Origin of the sequence: Microbacterium resistens (genome assembly GCF_021172025.1) — a bacterium.
In the GTDB taxonomy this organism is placed as follows: domain Bacteria; phylum Actinomycetota; class Actinomycetes; order Actinomycetales; family Microbacteriaceae; genus Microbacterium; species Microbacterium resistens.
In genome coordinates this window covers 2,030,393-2,048,749 of record NZ_CP082781.1, presented here as the reverse complement: position 1 = coordinate 2,048,749, position 18,357 = coordinate 2,030,393, and the positions used below count along the sequence as shown (strand labels likewise).

At 66.2% G+C, this 18,357-nt stretch carries 10 protein-coding genes; 8 read left to right on the top strand and 2 right to left on the bottom strand.

Annotated elements, in window-relative coordinates; translation table 11 throughout:
* Positions 1-21 precede the first annotated feature (21 nt).
* The 7 genes from aztD (at position 22) to K8F61_RS09720 (ending at position 15,997) form a co-directional block, all read left to right on the top strand.
* Positions 22-1,227, top strand: a complete 1,206-nt coding sequence (gene aztD / locus K8F61_RS09750; RefSeq protein ID WP_231818866.1) for a zinc metallochaperone AztD — start codon at positions 22-24, stop codon at positions 1,225-1,227.
* 227 nt (positions 1,228-1,454) lie between these two features.
* Complete coding sequence (locus K8F61_RS09745) at positions 1,455-1,676, top strand: hypothetical protein (RefSeq protein ID WP_067243320.1); 222 nt, start codon at positions 1,455-1,457, stop codon at positions 1,674-1,676.
* A gap of 122 nt (positions 1,677-1,798) precedes the next feature.
* Positions 1,799-3,052 (top strand): cytochrome P450, encoded by a 1,254-nt coding sequence (locus K8F61_RS09740; protein WP_231818865.1) that lies wholly within the window; start codon positions 1,799-1,801, stop codon positions 3,050-3,052.
* Between the two features lie 154 nt (positions 3,053-3,206).
* Entirely contained in the window at positions 3,207-6,023 is a 2,817-nt protein-coding gene (locus K8F61_RS09735) for a LamG-like jellyroll fold domain-containing protein (protein WP_231818864.1), read from the top strand.
* 23 nt (positions 6,024-6,046) lie between these two features.
* Positions 6,047-12,760 (top strand): RHS repeat-associated core domain-containing protein, encoded by a 6,714-nt coding sequence (locus K8F61_RS09730; protein WP_231818863.1) that lies wholly within the window; start codon positions 6,047-6,049, stop codon positions 12,758-12,760.
* 89 nt (positions 12,761-12,849) lie between these two features.
* Positions 12,850-13,215: a hypothetical protein gene (locus K8F61_RS09725; protein WP_231818862.1), complete on the top strand. Its 366-nt coding sequence runs from the start codon at positions 12,850-12,852 to the stop codon at positions 13,213-13,215.
* Between the two features lie 1,492 nt (positions 13,216-14,707).
* On the top strand, positions 14,708-15,997 hold the full coding sequence (locus tag K8F61_RS09720) for a PIN domain-containing protein (RefSeq protein ID WP_231818861.1): 1,290 nt from the start codon (positions 14,708-14,710) through the stop codon (positions 15,995-15,997).
* A 612-nt stretch (positions 15,998-16,609) separates the two neighbouring features.
* Here K8F61_RS09720 and K8F61_RS19150 read toward each other — a convergent pair.
* Complete coding sequence (locus K8F61_RS19150; RefSeq protein ID WP_418888088.1) at positions 16,610-17,005, bottom strand: hypothetical protein; 396 nt, start codon at positions 17,003-17,005, stop codon at positions 16,610-16,612.
* A gap of 235 nt (positions 17,006-17,240) precedes the next feature.
* On the opposite strand from K8F61_RS19150, the gene K8F61_RS09710 reads away from it, so the two are divergent.
* A complete protein-coding gene (locus tag K8F61_RS09710; RefSeq protein ID WP_231818859.1) occupies positions 17,241-17,609 on the top strand; it encodes a hypothetical protein in 369 nt (122 codons plus the stop codon).
* Positions 17,610-17,684: 75 nt separating this feature from the next.
* On the opposite strand, the gene K8F61_RS09705 is transcribed toward K8F61_RS09710, so the two are convergent.
* Positions 17,685-18,341 carry a GNAT family N-acetyltransferase gene (locus K8F61_RS09705; protein WP_231818858.1) on the bottom strand — a complete coding sequence of 219 codons (657 nt, stop codon included), beginning with the start codon at positions 18,339-18,341 and terminating at the stop codon, positions 17,685-17,687.
* Between the last annotated feature and the right edge of the window lie 16 nt (positions 18,342-18,357).

Genomic DNA, 18,357 nt, shown 5'->3' with positions numbered 1-18,357 from the left:
CCCCACCCAGAAAGAGAGAAGATGAAGAAACACATCCGATGGACGACGGCCGCCGGGCTCGCCGGGCTCGCGCTGGCCGCGACCGGCTGCGCGCCCGCCGCCGCGGACGGTACGCCCGCGTCCGACCGCGGCACGGTCGCGACGGATCCCGGATCGACCACCGGTCGCGTCGCCGTCTCGTACGAGAACGGCATCGCGGTGCTCGACCCGACCACCCTGGAGATCGTCGCGGAGCTGGATTCCGAGATCTTCACCCGGCTCAACGACTTCGGCGACGGCCGGACGATCGCGGTGACGACCTCGAAGGGCTTCCAGATGCTGGACACCGCCCAGCCGGCGCTGACCGACCTCGTGTTCGACGCGACCACTCCGGGGCATGTCGTCGTCCACGACGGCCGGACCGTGCTCTTCGACGACGGGACCGGGAGGACGACGATCCTCGACACCGAGATCTTCGCGGACGGGTACAGGTCGCTCCCCGAGGGAGAGACCTACACGGCTGCGGCGCCCCACCACGGCGTCTCGATCGTCCTGTCCGACGGCACGCTCCTCACCACCGTGGGAGACGACACCGGACGGACCGGCGCGATGGCGCTCGCCGGGAAGGACGGAGGCTGGGAACAGATCTCCGTCAACGCCGAGTGCCCGGGCATCCACGGCGAAGGGACGGCGATGGGCGAGGCCGTGGTGTTCGGATGCGAGGACGGCGCGCTGCTGTACCGAGACGGGACCTTCCGCAAGCTGAGCGCGCCCGATCCGTACGGCCGGATGGGCAACGCGTTCGTCTCCGAGACGAGCCCGATCGTCGTCGGCGACTACAAGAGCGATCCGGATGCCGAGGGATACCTCCTGAACGCGGTGACCCTCATCGACACGGCAGCGGGCACGTCCCGCGTCGTGGACCTCCCGGACGAGGTGCAGTACACCTTCCGCGATGTCGCCCGCGGCCCGGAGGACCAGGCCTACATCCTCAGCACGGACGGGAAGATCCACGTGCTCGACCCGGAGACGGGGGAGATCACCGACGCCTACCCCGTGATCGATCCGTGGCAGGGGCCGGCGCAATGGCAGGACGCCCACCCCGCGATCCGTGTGCGCGGCGACATCGCGTACGTCACCGAGCCCGCCGCGAACACCGTGCACGCCGTCGACCTCACCACGGGGAAGAAGGTCGCGAGCGTCGAGCTCGACCACACGCCGAACGAGCTCGCCGTCGCCCACGGCTGATGCCACCGTCGCCCGGCCGGGCCTTCCGGCCGGGCGGCGTCGGGGTCCCGGAGGAGGCCGGGCGCAACCCCCTCGCGTTCGCCCGGGAACCGGACTGTCCTGGACAGGCTCCGAGAAGGGTGTGAGTGTGTGACGATCGACCTCCGGCATCCGTCTCGGAAGTGTGACGCGGTCGCGGGCGGAAGGCGCCCGGCGCGTCCCACGACAGTTCACGGGAAGGAAGAGCCATGGGCAAGAACGTCCTGATCATCGCCATCGTCGTCGTCGCGGCGTACATCGTCGGGGTGGAGGCGGGCCGCTCCCGCGGCAAGGACTACGAGGACCTGCGCCACCAGATCGAGCGGCTGTGGACCAGCCCCGAGGCGCAGAAGTCGCGGAAGCGGGCGGCGAAGAAGATCAAGAAGGCCGTGGAGGAGGCGGGGCGCCGTCGGCGCCGTGCCCTGCGCTGACGCGACGCGCACGTCCGGCGGCGGCGATTGTGCCCGTTGTCGCCGCCGGACGGAACCCCCTGTCGTGATCCGCGTCCCCGAGGTGTGATGGGCATCCGACCTGGACGACGGACGGAGGGGACATGACGTCAGGGGCTTCGGCGACGCGCGCGGGCGCCCCGCCGGCCGCCGTCTCGCCGACGGGCGTCCCGCGGCTGCGGGGGGAATCGGGGCTGCGGTTCGTGCGGGACGGCTATCTCTTCGGCATCCGCGGGTACCGTGACGCCGGAGCCGATGCCTTCCGCACCCGGCTCCTCGGCCGACGTGTGGTCGTTGCCCGCGGCGCGGAGGCTGCCCACGTCTTCGGCGCGACCCGGTTCCGCCGTCCCGGAGCGCTGCCGCGGTCGACCATGCGGCTGCTCCAGGACGAGGGCAGCGTCCAGGCCCTCGAAGGTCGTGCGCACCGGGGGCGGAAGGCTCTGATGCTGGCGATGGCGCGACACGACCGCGCCCGCCTCGTGGTCCTGTTCCGCGACGAGGTCGAGGAGGCTCTGCGCGCCCGTCGGGGATCGCGTGTCGCCGTGCTCGAACTGGGCTCGGCGGTGCTGTTCCGCGCCGCCCTCGACTGGGTCGGCGCGGACGCCGGACGCGACGATCCGCGGCTCCTGGCCGACGTGCGCGCGATGATCGATCGTGCGGCGAGCATCGGCCCGGTCAACTGGGCGGCGCGCGTCCGACGACGTCGGGCGGAGCGGTGGGCGACCGATCAGGTCATCCGTGCGCGGGAGCGCGGGGATCGGGAGAGCCCGGTCGGGCGCATCGCGCACCACGAGGAGATGGGGATGCCTCTCCCGCTCCCCGTCGCCGCCGTCGAGCTGCTCAACCTCGTCCGTCCTGTCGTGGCCGTCGGGCGCTTCCTCGCTTTCGCCGCGCACGCACTCGTCCGGCACCCGGCGTGGGGGCAGCGCATCCGGAGCGAGGACGGGGTCGCGCGCTGGTTCGCGGAGGAGGTCCGGCGCTTCTACCCCTTCTTCCCCCTGATCGGCGGGATCGCCGACGAGCCCTTCGACCTCGGCGGAGAGCGGTTCGGGCGCGGCCAGTGGATGCTGCTCGACCTGTACGGCACCGACCACGATCCCGGCATCTGGCCGGATCCGTCCGTGTTCGATCCGCAGCGCTTCGCCGATGAGCGTCCGCATCCGGTCGTCGCCCAGGGCGTCGGCGATCCGCTCACCGCTCACCACTGTCCTGGCGAGGACGCGACGACCGACCTCATCGCGGCCGCGGTGGAAGTCCTCGCCCGGACGGAGCATCGCGTCCCGGAACAGGACCTGCGCATCAGCCTCCGCCGCCTGCCGACCGCACCCGCGGACGGCATGATCCTCGACCTGCGCTGACAGATCACGCTTTTACGCCGTACGTCTTCATGCGTACGTACTTTCCACATTCCTCTTCCCCTGAGAACTTCCTGAGGAATATGGTGTGCGCACGGCCCCGCGAGTCGCCCGGCCGCAGGTGAGATCCCGCAATGACGCGGGTGGAGGGGTCGCCATGCGTACCGGTGTGTCTTTTGTCGTCTCCGCGGGGCTTCTGGTCTCGGGGCTGCTCGTTCCCGCCACGGCGGTAACGTCGGTCGGCAGCCCTGTGGCCGCCGGTTCCGCGCCCCCGCTTGTCTCGTCCGAGGTGGCGACGTCATCGGCGCTGCAGACCGCGATGGCGACAGGCGAACCCGTCGTCGTCGACGAGCTCACGACCCCGACCGAGCTCACCTCCGCGATGCCGGACGGCACCCTGAGCCGGGAGATCGCCACCCGCCCGGTCCGCGCGCTCAAGGACGACTCGTGGGTCCCCGTGGATCTGACGCTCGTCCCCGTCGACGGATGGCTGGAGCCGTCGGCGACGGCGGTTCCCGTGCGGTTCTCGAGCGGGGGGACCGACGTGATCTCCCAGATCCGCACCGAGTCGGGGGAGTGGGTCTCCGAACGCTGGACGGGCGGGGTACTCCCCGCTCCTGTCGTCGACGGTGACACCGCGACGTACCCCGAGGTGAAGCCGGGGGTGGACCTCAAGCTCGTGGCGACCAAGACGGGTCTTGCCTCCATCTACGTCGTCAAAGACGAGACGGCCGCGAAGTCCATGGAGCTCGCGGACCTCCGGACCAGGGTCGAGGGCGCCGTGCTGTCCAGGAACCCCGAGGGCACGATCGACGCCGATGCTCCGGACGGGACGGAGCTCCTCAGCGGACAACCACTGTGGTGGGACTCGTCGAACGGCGGCACCTACCGAGAGCCGGGAGGCGAGGCGCCTCCGCTGCCTGTGGCGCACGACGTGATCGGGGACGGCCTGTCGATGGACGTCGCCGAGTCGGTCGCGATCGAGGAGAAGCGCGAGCCCCTGGAGGAGATCGTCTATCCGATCTTCGTCGACCCGGACTGGAGCACGGGGCAGGCGGCGTCGTGGTACACGGACCGTGCGTTCCCCGACACGTCGTATCTGTCGGCCGGTGCGTCCGACGTGTTGCGGGTCGGCGTCTACCAGGAGTTCATGTCGGACATGTTCTTCCAGTTCCCGTTGAGCGCGATGGGCGGAAAGAACGTGCTCAACGCGGTGCTGTTCACCACTCAGCTCGCCGTGGTCGCCTGCAACCCCGGCAATATCCAGAGCCATCACGTGATCTCCCACCCGCCCGGGTTCACCTGGAATCAGGAGCAGAGCTGGAACCTGGGGTGGTCGGCGCCGATTCAGCAATGGGGAGGGCCGGGCTGCGGATCCGCGCCGCAGCAGGTCAGCTGGTCCGTCGTCGATCCTGTCCGGTCCGCTGCGGGCAACCCCGACGTGCAACTCGCTTTCACCTTCACCAACGGCAGCGAATACTCGCGCCGTCACTACAGCCGTGACGCGCTGCTCGTGGTGAACTACAACACGCCGCCGGACGTCCCCACGGATCCCGTGATCATCTCGCCTCCGCGCACCTGCGGAACGGCGGGTGACCCTGCGGTGGTGGGAGCCACGGACGTCACGGTGCAGGTGAACCAGACGGATCCGGACGGCGGGAACGTCGACGTCAACGTGCATCTGTACAAGGCGAGCGACCTGCACAACAAGGTCCAGGACCTCCATCCGGGCCTCGGCGCCCAGGGCCCCAAACGGGTCACCTTCACAGGGCTGACCAACGGGACGACCTACGTCTGGAACGCGCGCGGAAGCGACTGGATCAACGACGGCGTCGGGTTCTCGCCCTTGTGTTATTTCACGGTCGATACGACCAAGCCCCCGGTGCCCACGGTGACCACCTCGGCGACCTCCTTCCAGGTCGGGACGGCCGTCGATGTCGTGCTCAAGGGCGCGGCGGGCGTCGCCGGATACGTGTACTGGGTGACACCGGGACAGATCGTTTCTCCGGCGCCGAGCGTCCCCGTCGACGGGACGACGACGACCACGGCCGGGCTTCCGCCGTGCGACGGGATCGTCTCCGCCTCGGTGCGATGGGCGTGCGGCAACGGTGCGACCCCGGTGACGGTCAAGGTGGCCCCCGTGGATTCCCTGTCGACCCTCTGGGTCTCCGCCTATGATCGCGCGGGCAACCAATCCCTGGCCAGGGGGATGGCGCTCTACCCGCCGAGCGGCGGTGCACCGGCGGCGTCGGCGAACCTCGATGCCGGTCACGAATGGCGCGTGACCAGCGCCACGACTCCTCCGCCCGCGACGGTCGCTGACGACAATCCGTGGATCGGGGCGAACGCGGTCACGCTCTCTGCGCCCGCCGGGCTCTGGACCACCGCCTCGGATCTGCGGAGCCCGCCGTTGTCGATGCCGGTGCTGCGGGGAGCGAATCCCGCGAACGCGGCCGAAACGCTCGTCACGAACAAGGCCCCGCTGAATGCGACGAACAGCTTCACGCTCAGCATGTGGGTGAAGCCCGCCACCCTCCCTGCAACGGATTATCAGATCGTCGCTACTCAGTACGGTCCTGGGCGGGGCTGGGTCCAGCTTCGCATCACGAAGTCGGGGAGGTACGCGTTCTGTATCGGGGGTGCTCCCGCCGCCGACGACAACGGCCGGCCCGTCAGCAACTGCGCCACGGGGGGATCGGTGTCGCTCAACTCCTGGCAAATGGTGACCGGGATCTGGGATGCGGCCAACAAGCAGTTGCGGCTCCTCGTCGGCAACTCGATCACTCCGGTCGCTTCGATCGGTCACGTCGTCGGCTCCGGGGACTGGTCGGCCAACGGCCCGCTGCGGCTCGCACCGGCGGGCGACAAGACGCGTTACGCAGGCCTGATCGCGAATCCCATGATCGCGCCGGGCGTGATCGACCATAACCAACTGGCTTTGCTCGCCGTTCTCCAACTTCCGTTCTCCCAGTAAGGACCGTGACTGCCGTGAAGACGATGATGTCTTGGCGGGCGCCTCGCCCCCTCCGCCCGACGTGGGCCGTCGCGATGGTCGCCGTCGCCTCCTTGACCGTCGGCCTCGTCACGGGATTCCCGGAGGTGGCGAACGCCGAGGACGCGCCGGCGCCCACCGTCGAGGTCCCGGTGTTCGACGATCCCATCCCGGGAGCGCCCGAGGCCGAGGTTCCGGATCCGGGAGAGGGGGAGTCCTCCACCGACGCTCCCGTTCCGGAGACGCCGACGGTGCCGGAGGCGCCCGTCGCCCCGGTGGAGGTCCCGCTCGCCGAGGAGCCGGGCGTCACGACCCAGGGAGGCGAAGGCGCAACGCCCGCGACGGTCATCGGCGAGTGGCGGGACGTCGGCGGGTCCGGGATCAAGATCGCCGCGGCATCGGACGGCAGGAGGTCGACGAACGACGGCCAGAAGGACCGCGGGTCCGCGGAGCCGCACCCCACTCCGAAACCGGAGTTCACCCCCGGTCCGGCCCCGGTGGTCACGCCTCCACCGCGCCCGCAACCGACGCCGGACGCGACCCCGACGACGCCTCCCGACGATCCCGAGCCGGCGCCCACCCCTGCTCCGGGTCCGAGCGACGAACCGGATCCGCAGCCGGAGCCGGATCCGACGGAGCCGTCTCCCGGGCCCACGGCGCCGGAGCCGAGCCCCGAGCCTACGGTTCCCGCGCCGGAGCCGTCTCCCGAACCCACGACACCCGAGCCGAGCCCCGAGCCGAGCCCCGAGCCCAGCCCTGAGTCCAGCCCTGAGCCCACGACGCCGGAGCCCAGCCCTGAGCCCACGGTGCCCGAGGAGCCGGGGACCGAACAGGCCGCGGTGGTCGACGCGGGGGTCTTCGGTGCCGAGCGCGCCAAGGGAGCGGGCTTCGACGGGGTCGTCATCTCGCTCGCGCGAAGCCAGGCGGAAGGGGCGGCACCTGTCGCGGTGTCCGTGCCGGAGCAACTGCTCGCCGACCGCTTCGGGGCGGACTACGCGTCGCGGATCCAGTGGGTGCAGGTGTCTGAGCCGTCGGCGAGGGCCGCAGCCGCGGAACCGGTGCCCGTCGCCTCCGCGGAGACCGAGGACGCCGTCGTGCTCACGCCCGTCGTGGCGGAGAAGCCGACTCTGCTCGCGGCGGTCTCCGGGCCGACATCCACGGACGGGTCCGGCTCCTACGGTGCGACACCGCTGAAGTCCTCCTCCTCCTGGGACGTGGCGGAGCAGACCGGAGCCTTCACCTGGATGTACGACATGGCGGTCACGGATCCCGGTGTCGGCCCGGTGCCCAAGCTCGGCCTCTCCTACAACTCCCAGTCCGTGGACGGCCTCACCGGATCCACCAACAACCAGCCCTCGGCCGTCGGTGAGGGCTGGGAACTGTCGGGCGGCGGCTTCATCGAGCGCAGCTATGTGCCCTGCGCCAAGGACGACGGGCCCTCCGGGCCGGTCACGACCTCCGGCGACCTGTGCTGGCGGACGGACAACGCGACCGTGTCCTTCGCCGGTCACTCCGGCCCGCTGATCCGGGATTCGGCGTCCGGCGCGTGGCGACTGGAGCGTGACGACGGGACACGCTTCGAACACCTCACCGGAACGGGCCAGGGGTGCGCGCCCAACGGCACCGCGAGCACCGACTGCTGGCGCATGACGACCACCGATGGCACCCAGTACTACTTCGGATTGAACCGGCTCCCGGGCTGGTCGGACGGGAAGCCGACGACGAACTCGACCTGGACGGTGCCGGTCTTCGGCAACGACCCCGGTGAGCCGTGCAAAGCGAGCACGTTCGCAGCGTCGTCCTGCAACCAGGCCTGGCGTTGGAACCTCGACTACGTGGTGGACGTGCACGGGAACGCCGAGGCCTTCTACTACACGGCCGAGACCAACAAGTACGCCAAGAACGGCAGCGGGGCGACCGCGTATCACCGCGGCGGCGTGCTGAGCCGGATCGACTACGGTCTGCGCTCGAGCGACATCTACAGCGCGACCGCGGCCGCGTACCGGGTGACCTTCACCTACGATCCCCGGGGACGATGCAGCGACGCCACCGGCGCGAAGTGCACCACCGGCTCGCTGGGTACCTCCACGATGCCGGCGAACCCGTCGGCCTATCCCGACGTGCCGTTCGACCAGCTGTGCACAGGAACGTCCTGCTCCGCCTCGCAGATCGTGCCGTCGTTCTTCACGAACGCGTCGCTGATCACCGTCGGCGCACAGGCGTTGGTGGGTACGACGTACTCGACGGTCAACTCCTGGGCGCTGTCGCACTCCTTCCCGGACCCCGGCGACGGGGCGTCCCCGGCGCTCTGGCTCACGAAGGTCCAGCGCACCGGAACGGCGGCGGGACTGGCCGCGGTGGCGGAGCCGCCGACGGTCTTCTCCGGAGTGACCCTGCAGAACCGTGTCTGGGAGATCGACGGAACGGGACCGCTCGACAAGTGGCGGCTGTCGTCGATCAAGACGAGTCTCGGAGCAGTGATCAGCGTCAACTATCAGGGGCAGCAGTGCACCCCGGAGGAGGCGTCGGCCATCCTCGCCGCGCCCGAGGCCAACACGAAGTGGTGCTTTCCCGAATGGTGGGTTCCGCAGGCCACGATCCCCGTGGGCGGTCGCCAGGACCTGTTCCACAAGTACCCGGTCTCGTCGATCCAGGTGGATGCCCGCACCGATGGCCCGCTCGGGAAGGTGCAGCAGACCCAGTACCTGTATGGGACGCCACGGTGGCGGTACAACGACTCTCCGTTGACGATCGCCAACACCCGGACTTGGAACGTCTTCGCCGGCGTCGACACCGTCGAGGTGCGTGAGGGCGATCCGGCGGCTCCGGCCGCTCAGAAGGTCAGTTCGTACACCTACTACCAGGGCATGAACGGGGACCGCGCGAACGCCGGCGGAGGGACCAAGAGCGTGAACGTCGCAGGCACGTCGATCCCGGACGAACGGTGGTTCGCCGGGCAGGTGCGCCGGCAGGCGACCCTCAACGGTGTCGGCGGAGGCGTCGTCAACGAACAGGTCAACACGCCGTGGGCGTCGTCGGTGACGGCGGACGACGGGACGCGGAAGGCGCGACTCACCGGGGTGTCGACCACGGTGGTCACGGAGCCGCTGTCAACCGGCGGGAGTCGTACCGTCACCACCAGCACGACCTACGACAACACGTACGGCTACCCACTGACGGTGTCGAAGGACACCTCGGATGCCGCGGACACCTGCACGACGACGACATACGCGGCGCCGAACACCTCGTCGTGGCTCATCGGGCTTCCCAGCGAGGTCCGGACGCTCGGGGTGACGTGTGGGCAGGCGGGCAGCGCCACCCCTGCGGATCTGGTGAGTGACACGAAGACGCTGTACGACGGCGCTGCGTGGGGAGCCGCGCCGACTCGGGGTCTGCCGACGTCGACGCAGGCCGTCGACCGACACGACGGCACGACGCCACACTGGGTCGAGACGGGGCGCTCGACGTTCGACGCGCTCGGTCGCCAGCTCGTGCACAAGGATGCGCTCGGCCGTTCGACCACGAACGCATATGCGCCGGCGGCCAAGCTGCCGATGACGACCTCCTCCGTGACGAACTCCGCTCCGTTCTCCTGGAAGACCGTCACGACCCACGATCCGTCGACGGGGGCCGTCCGGTCCGTCGTCGATCCGAACGGGGCGAGGACGGATGTGGACATCGACGCCTTCGGCCGGACGACGAAGGTGTGGCTTCCGTTGCGGCCGAAGGCGGCGAACCCCTCAGGGCCTTCGATGGCCTACTCGTACACGCTGTCGCAGACCGGGCCGAACGCGGTGAAGACCGACAAGCTCACGGCGGGTGGCGTCGTGACGACGTTCGATCTCTTCGACGGTCTGGGGCGAGCCGTCCAGACGCAGTCTCCCGCGGTCGGGGGCGGGACGGTCGTGAAGACGACGAACTACGACGATCAGGGGCGCACCTATTTCGTCGACAACGAGTACTGGACGACGTCGGTGAACCCCGGAACGGCGTTCTTCACCCCGACGACGGAGAACAACATCCCCTCTCAGGTGATCACGGCGTACGACGCCGTCGGTCGCCCGCGAACGGTCTCGCTCAACGGGGCGGGGACGCTGAAGTCCAAGACCACAAACACCTACCTCGGTGCCGATCGGGTGGACAGCGTGCCGCCGACCGGCGGGACGGCGACCTCGACCTTCACCAACTCGTTGGGGCAGAAGACGAAGCTCGTGCAGTACCTGACCGGCGCGATCAGCGGAACGGGTCAGGCCACGACCTACGGATACGACGACGCCGGGCGGATGACGACGATGAACGACCCGTCGAACAACACGTGGACGTGGACGTACGACCTGTTCGGCAACCGCATCGGCCAGAAGGATCCGGATTCCGGGACGTCCTCCGCGACGTACGACCTTGTGGGCAACATGACGTCGACCAAGGACGCGCGCGGACAGCTCATCACGACCACGTACGACGAGCTGAACCGCAAGACGAAGATGTTCTCCGGCGACGCCCTGGGGCCGTTGCTCGCATCCTGGACGTACGACACGGTGAAGAAGGGACTCGTCACCACCTCGACGACCTATACGGATTCGGGGTCCGGTGCGCTCGGGATCCCCGGCACTCCGGGGAAGGCGTACGCCACGACCGTGGGGTCGTACGACGCTGCGGGCAACCCGCTCGACGTGACGGTGTCGATCCCCGCCGGGGCGCCGGCGTTCGCGGGGACGAGCTACAAGACGACGTACTACTACGCCGCGGACTCGCAGGTCACGGCGAAGGTCTATCCCGCGATGGGCGGCCTGCCCGCGGAGACACTGCGATACACCTATGACTCCTGGGGGCGCCTGTCCGGGATGGACGGGCAGAGCATGGTGCTCGCCAACACGGTGTACTCGCCCATCGGACAGTTGTCGCAATTCAATCGCTTCAACGGCGCGAACAGCGGATACTCGACGTATGGGTATGACCCTGCGACGGGGGAGGTGCTGGCCATCAAAGACAATGCCGTCTTCAACAATGCGGGCCATTACGTCGCGGATCGGACCTTCACGAGGGACCAGGCGGGCAACGTGACCTCCTCGACGGTGAACTCGGTGCTGCCCACTGCGGGTACGCAGAAGACCTGTTACGCCTATGACGGTTTGCGTCAGTTGACGCGGGCGTGGACGCCGAATGCGTCGTCGACGTGTGCGACGACGCCGTCGGCGGGCGCGATGGGCGGCTTGTTCCCGATGTGGAACGACTACGTGTACGACACGAAGACGGGGAACCGGACGAAGCTGACGTATCGGTCGAGCACGGGTGTGGCCTCGACGGTGACGTATGCGTATCCGGCGGCGGGTGCGGCGCGTCCGCATGCTGTGGGGACGGTGGCTGGACCGGTGGATCTGGGGTCGGGGTCGTATGGGTATGACGCGGCGGGGAATCAGACGTCGCGTCCTGGTCAGACCTTGACGTACAACGAGGTGGGGAAGGTGTCGAAGGTCGTGGCGGGGTCCACGACGCAGACGAGCATCTACAACCCTGATGGGTCGTTGTTGTTGCGGGTGTCGAACACGGAGGGGGCGTCGCTGTTCCTGCCGGATACGACGTTGATGGTGGCGGCGGGGTCGTCGGTGGTGTCGGGGTATCGGACGTATGCGGCGGCGGGTGGGAAGCCGGTCGCGCGGCGGAGTGCGAAGTCGGGGACGGCGGGGACGACGTTGCAGTGGATGTTCACAACTCTCGACGGGACGGTGGATACGTACACGAATGCGTCGAACGGGTCGACGGTCCGGTCCTACCGTGACCCGTATGGTGTCCCGATCGGCGGGAACAGCGGTGTCTGGGCGGATGGTACGGGGTTCATGAACAAGCCGGCGTCGGCGAAGACGAAGCTGACGACGGTGGGGGCGCGGACGTATGACCCGATGTTGGGGAAGTTCACGGCGGTGGATCCGGTGATCGACGCGAATCTTCCGCAGCAGAACACGGGATACACGTACTCCGGCAACAACCCGACGACCTTCAGCGACCCGACAGGCCTGCGGTTGGACGAAGGGTGCGGATGGGGGCGACGCTGCACGAAGGAAGTGACTACCGCGCCGGGCAGTCGGGAGGCCAACGACATTGGTCAAAGATTGACCCGGGAGGGCGCCGCCGAAATGAGGGAAAATTCGTTTAGCGTGTCGGAACTGTTCTTGAGGACCGGGGACGCAAACCAAGCGTGGTATTACGGATATGGAAAGTACAATGCGGGTCAGCTGTTTACAAGTGAACAAGGATGGCTCATCTACGCATGGGCGAACGGATACCTGCCCGGATCAATCACATTCGACGCGAGCTCGAAGATCACTCAGGGGATCAGGGAGAGTGAGGCGGCGAGTGAGTATAGACGAAAGGTTCGCGGTTATCTTCTCGCCGACCAACAAATTTCTGCCTGGCACTATGATGCAGGTGACTTCAACCTAGAAAATGGGAACGTTGTGAGAGATGTGCGAACTTTGGCATTGTGGGAGCAAGCGTCAAATGTAGACAGGTCACTTCTCACTGTTGGATCACATACCTACTCCGCCAAGGTTATCGAGCGCGAAGGGAATAGTGCAACGGTCCAATTTACCGCATACAACGAAATGACGCTCGGCTCACTCCTCTCGCCGGTGAGGGAGGCTGCAAATCAGCTGCCTGGGGACTCCGGCCCGTTCCGATCAACCTCTACGTACTTTACATGGACCGAGGCGATTTCGTGGTAGTAAAACGCGCATTGCGAGCGGCTGGGATTCTACTCTTTGCCCTCGGGTTGGGCGCATGTGCGTCACGTGGTTTCGCGCACGGTATTACAATGGAGCAAATCTCCGGCACCTGGTCATCGAACGGGCAACCCTCAGAAATGCGGCTGGATTTCGAATCCGATGGGAAGTTCCGGGCCAGCGCCTGGCCGGCTGAGCTGTGTCAACGCACCGCGCCCAGGGATTGGCGGGAGTTTGATCCGAGTGGATTGATTTCCTTTCAAGGACACCTTGAACTGGGGCAAGGTAGGTTCGACTACGCTGGATCCCTTGTCCCAGACGGGCCCGAATGTCCGGTGATCCTGAACTTTGACTTCTGGCGGGATGACGACGGCGGATACTACCTCAAGATAATCCTCGCAGACGATGCAGACACGGCTGACCAGTACGGACAGATCTGGTTGAGGCGGCAGGTGTAAAGAGTCGATGTCCACTACGTCCATCAGATGGTTGCATCCTGCAAGGTTCAGGTGCAGTTGCAGACCCTCGCGATGTTCTACGACTACGAGGCGAGGCGGCGTTGCGGTGATGCTGACCAACGGGGGCGGTGATCTTGTACACGAGGGTATCGCGTGCTAACTGGATAGTTTGGTCATTGGTGAGGCTCATTGGCGCCAACATAATTGTTGCCGCAACACATGCGGCGATATTCTCCACGACGACAAGGTCCGGCGTTTACCAAGACAGTACCGTGTCCAGCTTTCCACCGCTCATCTTCTGGCTAAATCTCGTCTTCGGGCTATTCCCCTTGGCGATCGCATTCGGGGTCTCGACCTATCGACCAGATTCCTGGAGGGTCCAACTTCTCGCTGTCCTTCTTTCGAACATCATTGGTTTGATCGGAGCCTTCTTTCTGACCCTCTCCCTATGGTTGCCGGGGATGCTCTTTCTGTACTATTTTCCGTTGGGCCTAATTGGCTACGGATTTGCTCTTCTCGCGCGACCCAGCGTATGGCGCGGCCATGCGGGGCGAGCATGAGGGCCGTCGTTGCTCTTGCCGGATACGACGAGCGCGCGGGAAAGGCGTTTGCTTCGTGTTCCGGTCCCTGGTCGACGGTTTTGGCTGGTCTGGGAGCGGTCCTGCTCTGAATGAAGCTCAGTATCCGTACTACTGAGTTGCCTATTCATCTGGATGGGGAGAGCGGGCGACACGTACACGGTTCGAGTTGTTACCGGTCCGTTGATCGTCGGACTCGCGTCCTTCATAACGGTCTGGTATTTTCCGGCGAGCATGGCGTTCTATGGGATAGGTGGCGGGGTGGCTGCTGTTCTCTCGTTGCTCGCGATTGAGTGGACGACCGCCATTCGGCGCGTCCCCGGTTCGCACGCGGCCCACGGTGGCGGGCAGTGAGAGCAGGAGGGCCGCGTTTGCGACGGATGGGTGGGGCCAGCTCAGCCCAGAGTCGAGGATTGCATCCTCGACGTGCGAACGGTCGTGCCGTGATCAGGCACGTCCTCGTCGGCGCTGTGGTCACCATCGCTCTCGCTCTCAGGGGATGCACGGCTTGGGGTGAGCCCGGTCGAATAGTCGAGCCGGGCGGCGGGGCGGGTCTCTGGGAGATCCGAGGCGGACATGCCGAGGCTCTCGGCGTCGGCGTAAGCGAACTCGTGTAGTGGACTCCCTTGGGCGCTCGGCCCCGTCGAATGCAGGTGGATTTGGATCTGAGCGGACCCAACCGGGGCACTGAAGTGCCCTCATGCCCGGCTTCTGAAGCTCTTAGATCATGATGCGTCGGCACGCCGTAGCCCATTCAGCGAGGCTGGGTGCTCCATCGAAGTCGGATATCGGTCGGTGTCCGTCGTGAGCGCTGCCCAGTGCGGAGTTCGCGCGCAAGCCTGTCATCTCGGACCAGTAGCTTCATGTGTCGGTGGTGGCCTGTAGGGTGTACGCGTGAAGTGGGGAGGGGTTCAGTGAGAAATACGTTCCGGGGTTACTACCCGCCGTCCGATGAAGAGCTGGAGAAGATCTGGGACGAGGGCGTGATCGTCCTTGACACCAACGCAATGCTGAACATCTTGCGGTACTCCGCCGCTACACGAGACGAGCTTCTTGATCTGCTGAACAAGAAGAAGGAACAGGTCTGGATTCCATACCAAGTCGGCCTCGAGTTCCACCGGAACCGCCGCGGCATGCCTGGACAGCTAACGAAAGCGTTCGATGATGTAAAGGTTGCGCTCGACAGCTCAGTTGGTCGCATTGACGCGGCGCTTAATGAATTGCGTCGCCATGCGAGGCAGGAAGCCGACGAACTTGGTGCAGCATTCGATGAGCACGCGAAGAAGTTGAAGAAGAAACTAAGGCGCATAGGCAAGAAGCACGCCGACGCGGTCACGTCCGAGCAGGTACAGGCTGCAACGTTTAACAAGATCTCTGAGCTTTACGAAGATCGCGTTGGCCCGCGGTACGACGACGATCGGTTGAAGGAGATCTTCAGGGAGGGAGAAGCGCGCTACATCAAGCAAGTTCCTCCCGGCTACAGGGACGCGGCCACGAAGAAGGATGACAGCAAGTATGGCGACCTTGTACTTTGGCGCCAAATTCTGGATCACGCCGAAATAGTCAAAAGGCCACTATTGTTCGTCACAGATGATGGTAAAGATGATTGGTGGCAGAAGCACGGCTCGCAGAAGATTGGCCCGCGCCCGGAGCTGGTTGAGGAGTATTTCGACGCTTCTGGCTACCGGGCTCATTTCTACACGTCGCGCAGTTTTCTCCACTTCGCAAAGGAACGTGGCGAAAGTGTCAGTGAAGAGGCCGTCGAAGAAGTCCGCGAGATATCGAAGCAAGCCAAGAGGTTCGCAATTGATGCCGACCTGAATCGGCTCGCTGCTTCAGGTCTTTTCAATGTTGACCCGCCGAACATTCAGCTGACTGATTCCACTCGGCGAATGCTTAGTGAATTGGCTGAATCTGCGGCGGCTTCTCCGTTGGCGCTGTGGGCGAGAGAGGTTGAGAACCTTCGGCTCACGGATTACGTGAGAAGGAACCTTGCCTTGCATAGTCGCGACATTCAGGAAATTCAGGAGCTTATGGCGCGCGCTTCAGGCTTGGCTTTGCGGAAGCAGTATGGGGACATCGTTGACGAGGGTCCTGCTCGCGCGTATGTCGGTTCTCCGAACCTAGATAGCGAGCTGCTGCACAGCAACAACGAAGAAGAGGAAGACGATGACGATGACGAGGAGCCTTCCGGCGGCCAGTGACAGCCTCAGCGGCACCATAAGTCAGTGCTCCGCGATACCTTTCGTTCGTGGGTGAACAATCTAGGGACCACGCAGATAGCATGCGCGGGCAAGTAGTGGCCGGGATCATCGTCGCCATCGTCACGCCGTCAGCCAGGGTGGGTTTCCTCCACCCTGGCTGAGGCGGCGGCTCCGTTCTGGTGGTACCTCGGCTGCTTGCTGTTGGTTGCTCTCATCGTAACGGCGATATATCCGCCATGGCGTCGACTCGTGTGGGGCTCTTCTCGTGCGTGGTGGCCGCTCACAACAGTTGGTAAGCTCGAAGCTATCTACCAAAGCGGTCGGGAAATGGCGCTCGAAGAGGTAGCCCGCGAACGCGCCAGGACAAGCCTCGTGCCCCCGCATTGGGTTATACATGAAGCGAGTAGGACAAGTAAGAGTGTATTGCGGTTGTCCTTGGCCAGCGCGAGAGCCTGCGGAGCGATTAGTGATGTTCAGGTGACCAATAGGTCCGGGGGATTCACGTTCCTGTCGGAGACCTTCGTTGCCGGAGAATTCTCAGGTCACGCCGATTTCAAGGGGTTTCTTTCCAAAAGCGCGCGGCGGCGAGGCATCTATTTTGAAGTGTCCTGGCTAGATAACAACGGCGACCGGTAAAGTGGCGTCGTGCACGCCTAGGCCCTTGCGACATGCTGGGCGCACCGCCCTCAGAGCTCCGTGGTTGCCGGATACCCGCCGTGCGCATGACTTTCGCGAGGTTCTGACGAGTCCACGCGTTTCCGGTGCTCGGGTACCATTCAGCGCCGCGGTTGTTGAGGGGGTCATCATCGAGGACAGCGGGAGTCCTTCGGATGCCATGGCACGGATGTAGGCGAGGACGTGCTGTTCCCGCTCGGTCTGTTCAGGCGTCCCGCCCATCCCGAATGGCCTGCGGCCACCCGCGAACTCGCCACGGGCACGCTTCTTCGCTTTGCCGTCTCGCATCCGCTTGATCAGCATGGCCTTGTCGAGCTGAGCGAAGACGCCCATCATCTGGCGCATGGCTGTGCACGTCGGGTCTTCGGGATCGTCTTGCGGGATCAGACCGATCAGTGCGAACGCGTCAGCGTAACCGGTTGCTCGGCCTCAAGGTCATCGTCACTCTTCCCGCCTTGCGTCGCCTTCTCGTGAAGCACAGCGACAACCTTCCACCCTTGACGCTCGGCGTGGTCGTGACACCGGTCTTCCTCCTGCACCTTCGGTCGATCTCGCCGTGTGGCTGAGGATGACCCGTCAGGAGATCTACATTCCTTCCGCATGGTTCGATCCTGCGAGCTCGCCGATCCGAGAGATCTGGGCCGAGGGATCGCCTCCCGATGACGGAACGGAAGAGGACGAGGTCGTTGTCGTCGGCCATCGGGGGCGCGATGCTTCGTTCGTCGGTCCGGATGCGGGCAAGCGACAGGTGTTTCTCGAACACGAAGTCGCCCGGCCCGTGCGAGAGCTGCCGGCGGGCGCCCCGCTGACGATCGAGTTGCGCGCCCGTCGAGGGATCGCGGGTATCGTCCTTGTTCCCTCCATGTTGGATGCGACCCTCGCTCAAGGGCGAGCCATTGTGATCCGGAACCAACGGGTTCAGACTGCGGGACGCTGAGCGCGGAGGAATCCCCAAACATGCGCGCACGCGCGGTAGCGAGCCGCGTCCGTGCCGCGCACGCGGAGCGCCGGGTCAGGGCCGCGGGCGGATCAGGCGGAGGATGTCGGCGGGCGTCTCGCTCACGCGGGTGAAGCCGAGGCGTTCCGCGAGCCGGAGGGACGCCGTGTTCTCGGCGTGGATCTCGGCCAGCGCCCAGTGCGCGCCGAGCGCCTCGTCCGCGAGCCGCAGCAGCGCGGACGCCGCTTCGAACGCGTAGCCGTTCCCGGTGTGCGCCGGATGCAGCAGCCAGCCGATCTCCACCCCGAAGGTCGCCGGGTCCGTCCCCCGCAGGTGCAGGGACACGTCGCCGATCACCCGGTCGTCCCGGGTCACGGCGAGGGCGAGGAAGTCCCCGTCGTAGCAGAGGCGGGTGTGGCGCGTCCGGTGGCGCAGGTGCGTGCGGGACGCGCGGCGGGACCGTCGCGGCCAGGGCAGGAAGCGCAGGATCTCGGGGGAGGACTGGATGCGGAACCAGTCGTCGGCGTCGCTCATCGCGTACGGGCGCAGCAGGAGCCGTGCGGTGGGGACCGGTCGGGCGTGCAGCGGCGTCGGGACGCGGGGCCCTCGGAGGAAGTCGGGACGGCGCACGGGGATCGCTGCGCGGAGCGCCGGGATCCCGACGGCCCGAGGCGTCCCGGGGCGTTGGGGCGAGGAGAGCGGGGCTGCGCCGTGGGGTGTCGTCGCTGTCATGCGACGGACGGTAGTC

Bases quoted from the DNA above. Each gene is read 5' to 3' on its own strand.
- K8F61_RS09735 (WP_231818864.1), top strand. From the start codon at position 3,207: ATGCGTACCGGTGTGTCTTTTGTCGTCTCCGCGGGGCTTCTGGTCTCG.
- K8F61_RS09745 (WP_067243320.1), top strand. From the start codon at position 1,455: ATGGGCAAGAACGTCCTGATCATCGCCATCGTCGTCGTCGCGGCGTAC.
- K8F61_RS09710 (WP_231818859.1), top strand. From the start codon at position 17,241: ATGACCCGTCAGGAGATCTACATTCCTTCCGCATGGTTCGATCCTGCG.
- K8F61_RS09740 (WP_231818865.1), top strand. From the start codon at position 1,799: ATGACGTCAGGGGCTTCGGCGACGCGCGCGGGCGCCCCGCCGGCCGCC.
- K8F61_RS09705 (WP_231818858.1), bottom strand. From the start codon at position 18,341: ATGACAGCGACGACACCCCACGGCGCAGCCCCGCTCTCCTCGCCCCAA.
- K8F61_RS09730 (WP_231818863.1), top strand. From the start codon at position 6,047: ATGATGTCTTGGCGGGCGCCTCGCCCCCTCCGCCCGACGTGGGCCGTC.
- K8F61_RS19150 (WP_418888088.1), bottom strand. From the start codon at position 17,005: ATGGGCGTCTTCGCTCAGCTCGACAAGGCCATGCTGATCAAGCGGATG.
- aztD (WP_231818866.1), top strand. From the start codon at position 22: ATGAAGAAACACATCCGATGGACGACGGCCGCCGGGCTCGCCGGGCTC.
- K8F61_RS09725 (WP_231818862.1), top strand. From the start codon at position 12,850: ATGGAGCAAATCTCCGGCACCTGGTCATCGAACGGGCAACCCTCAGAA.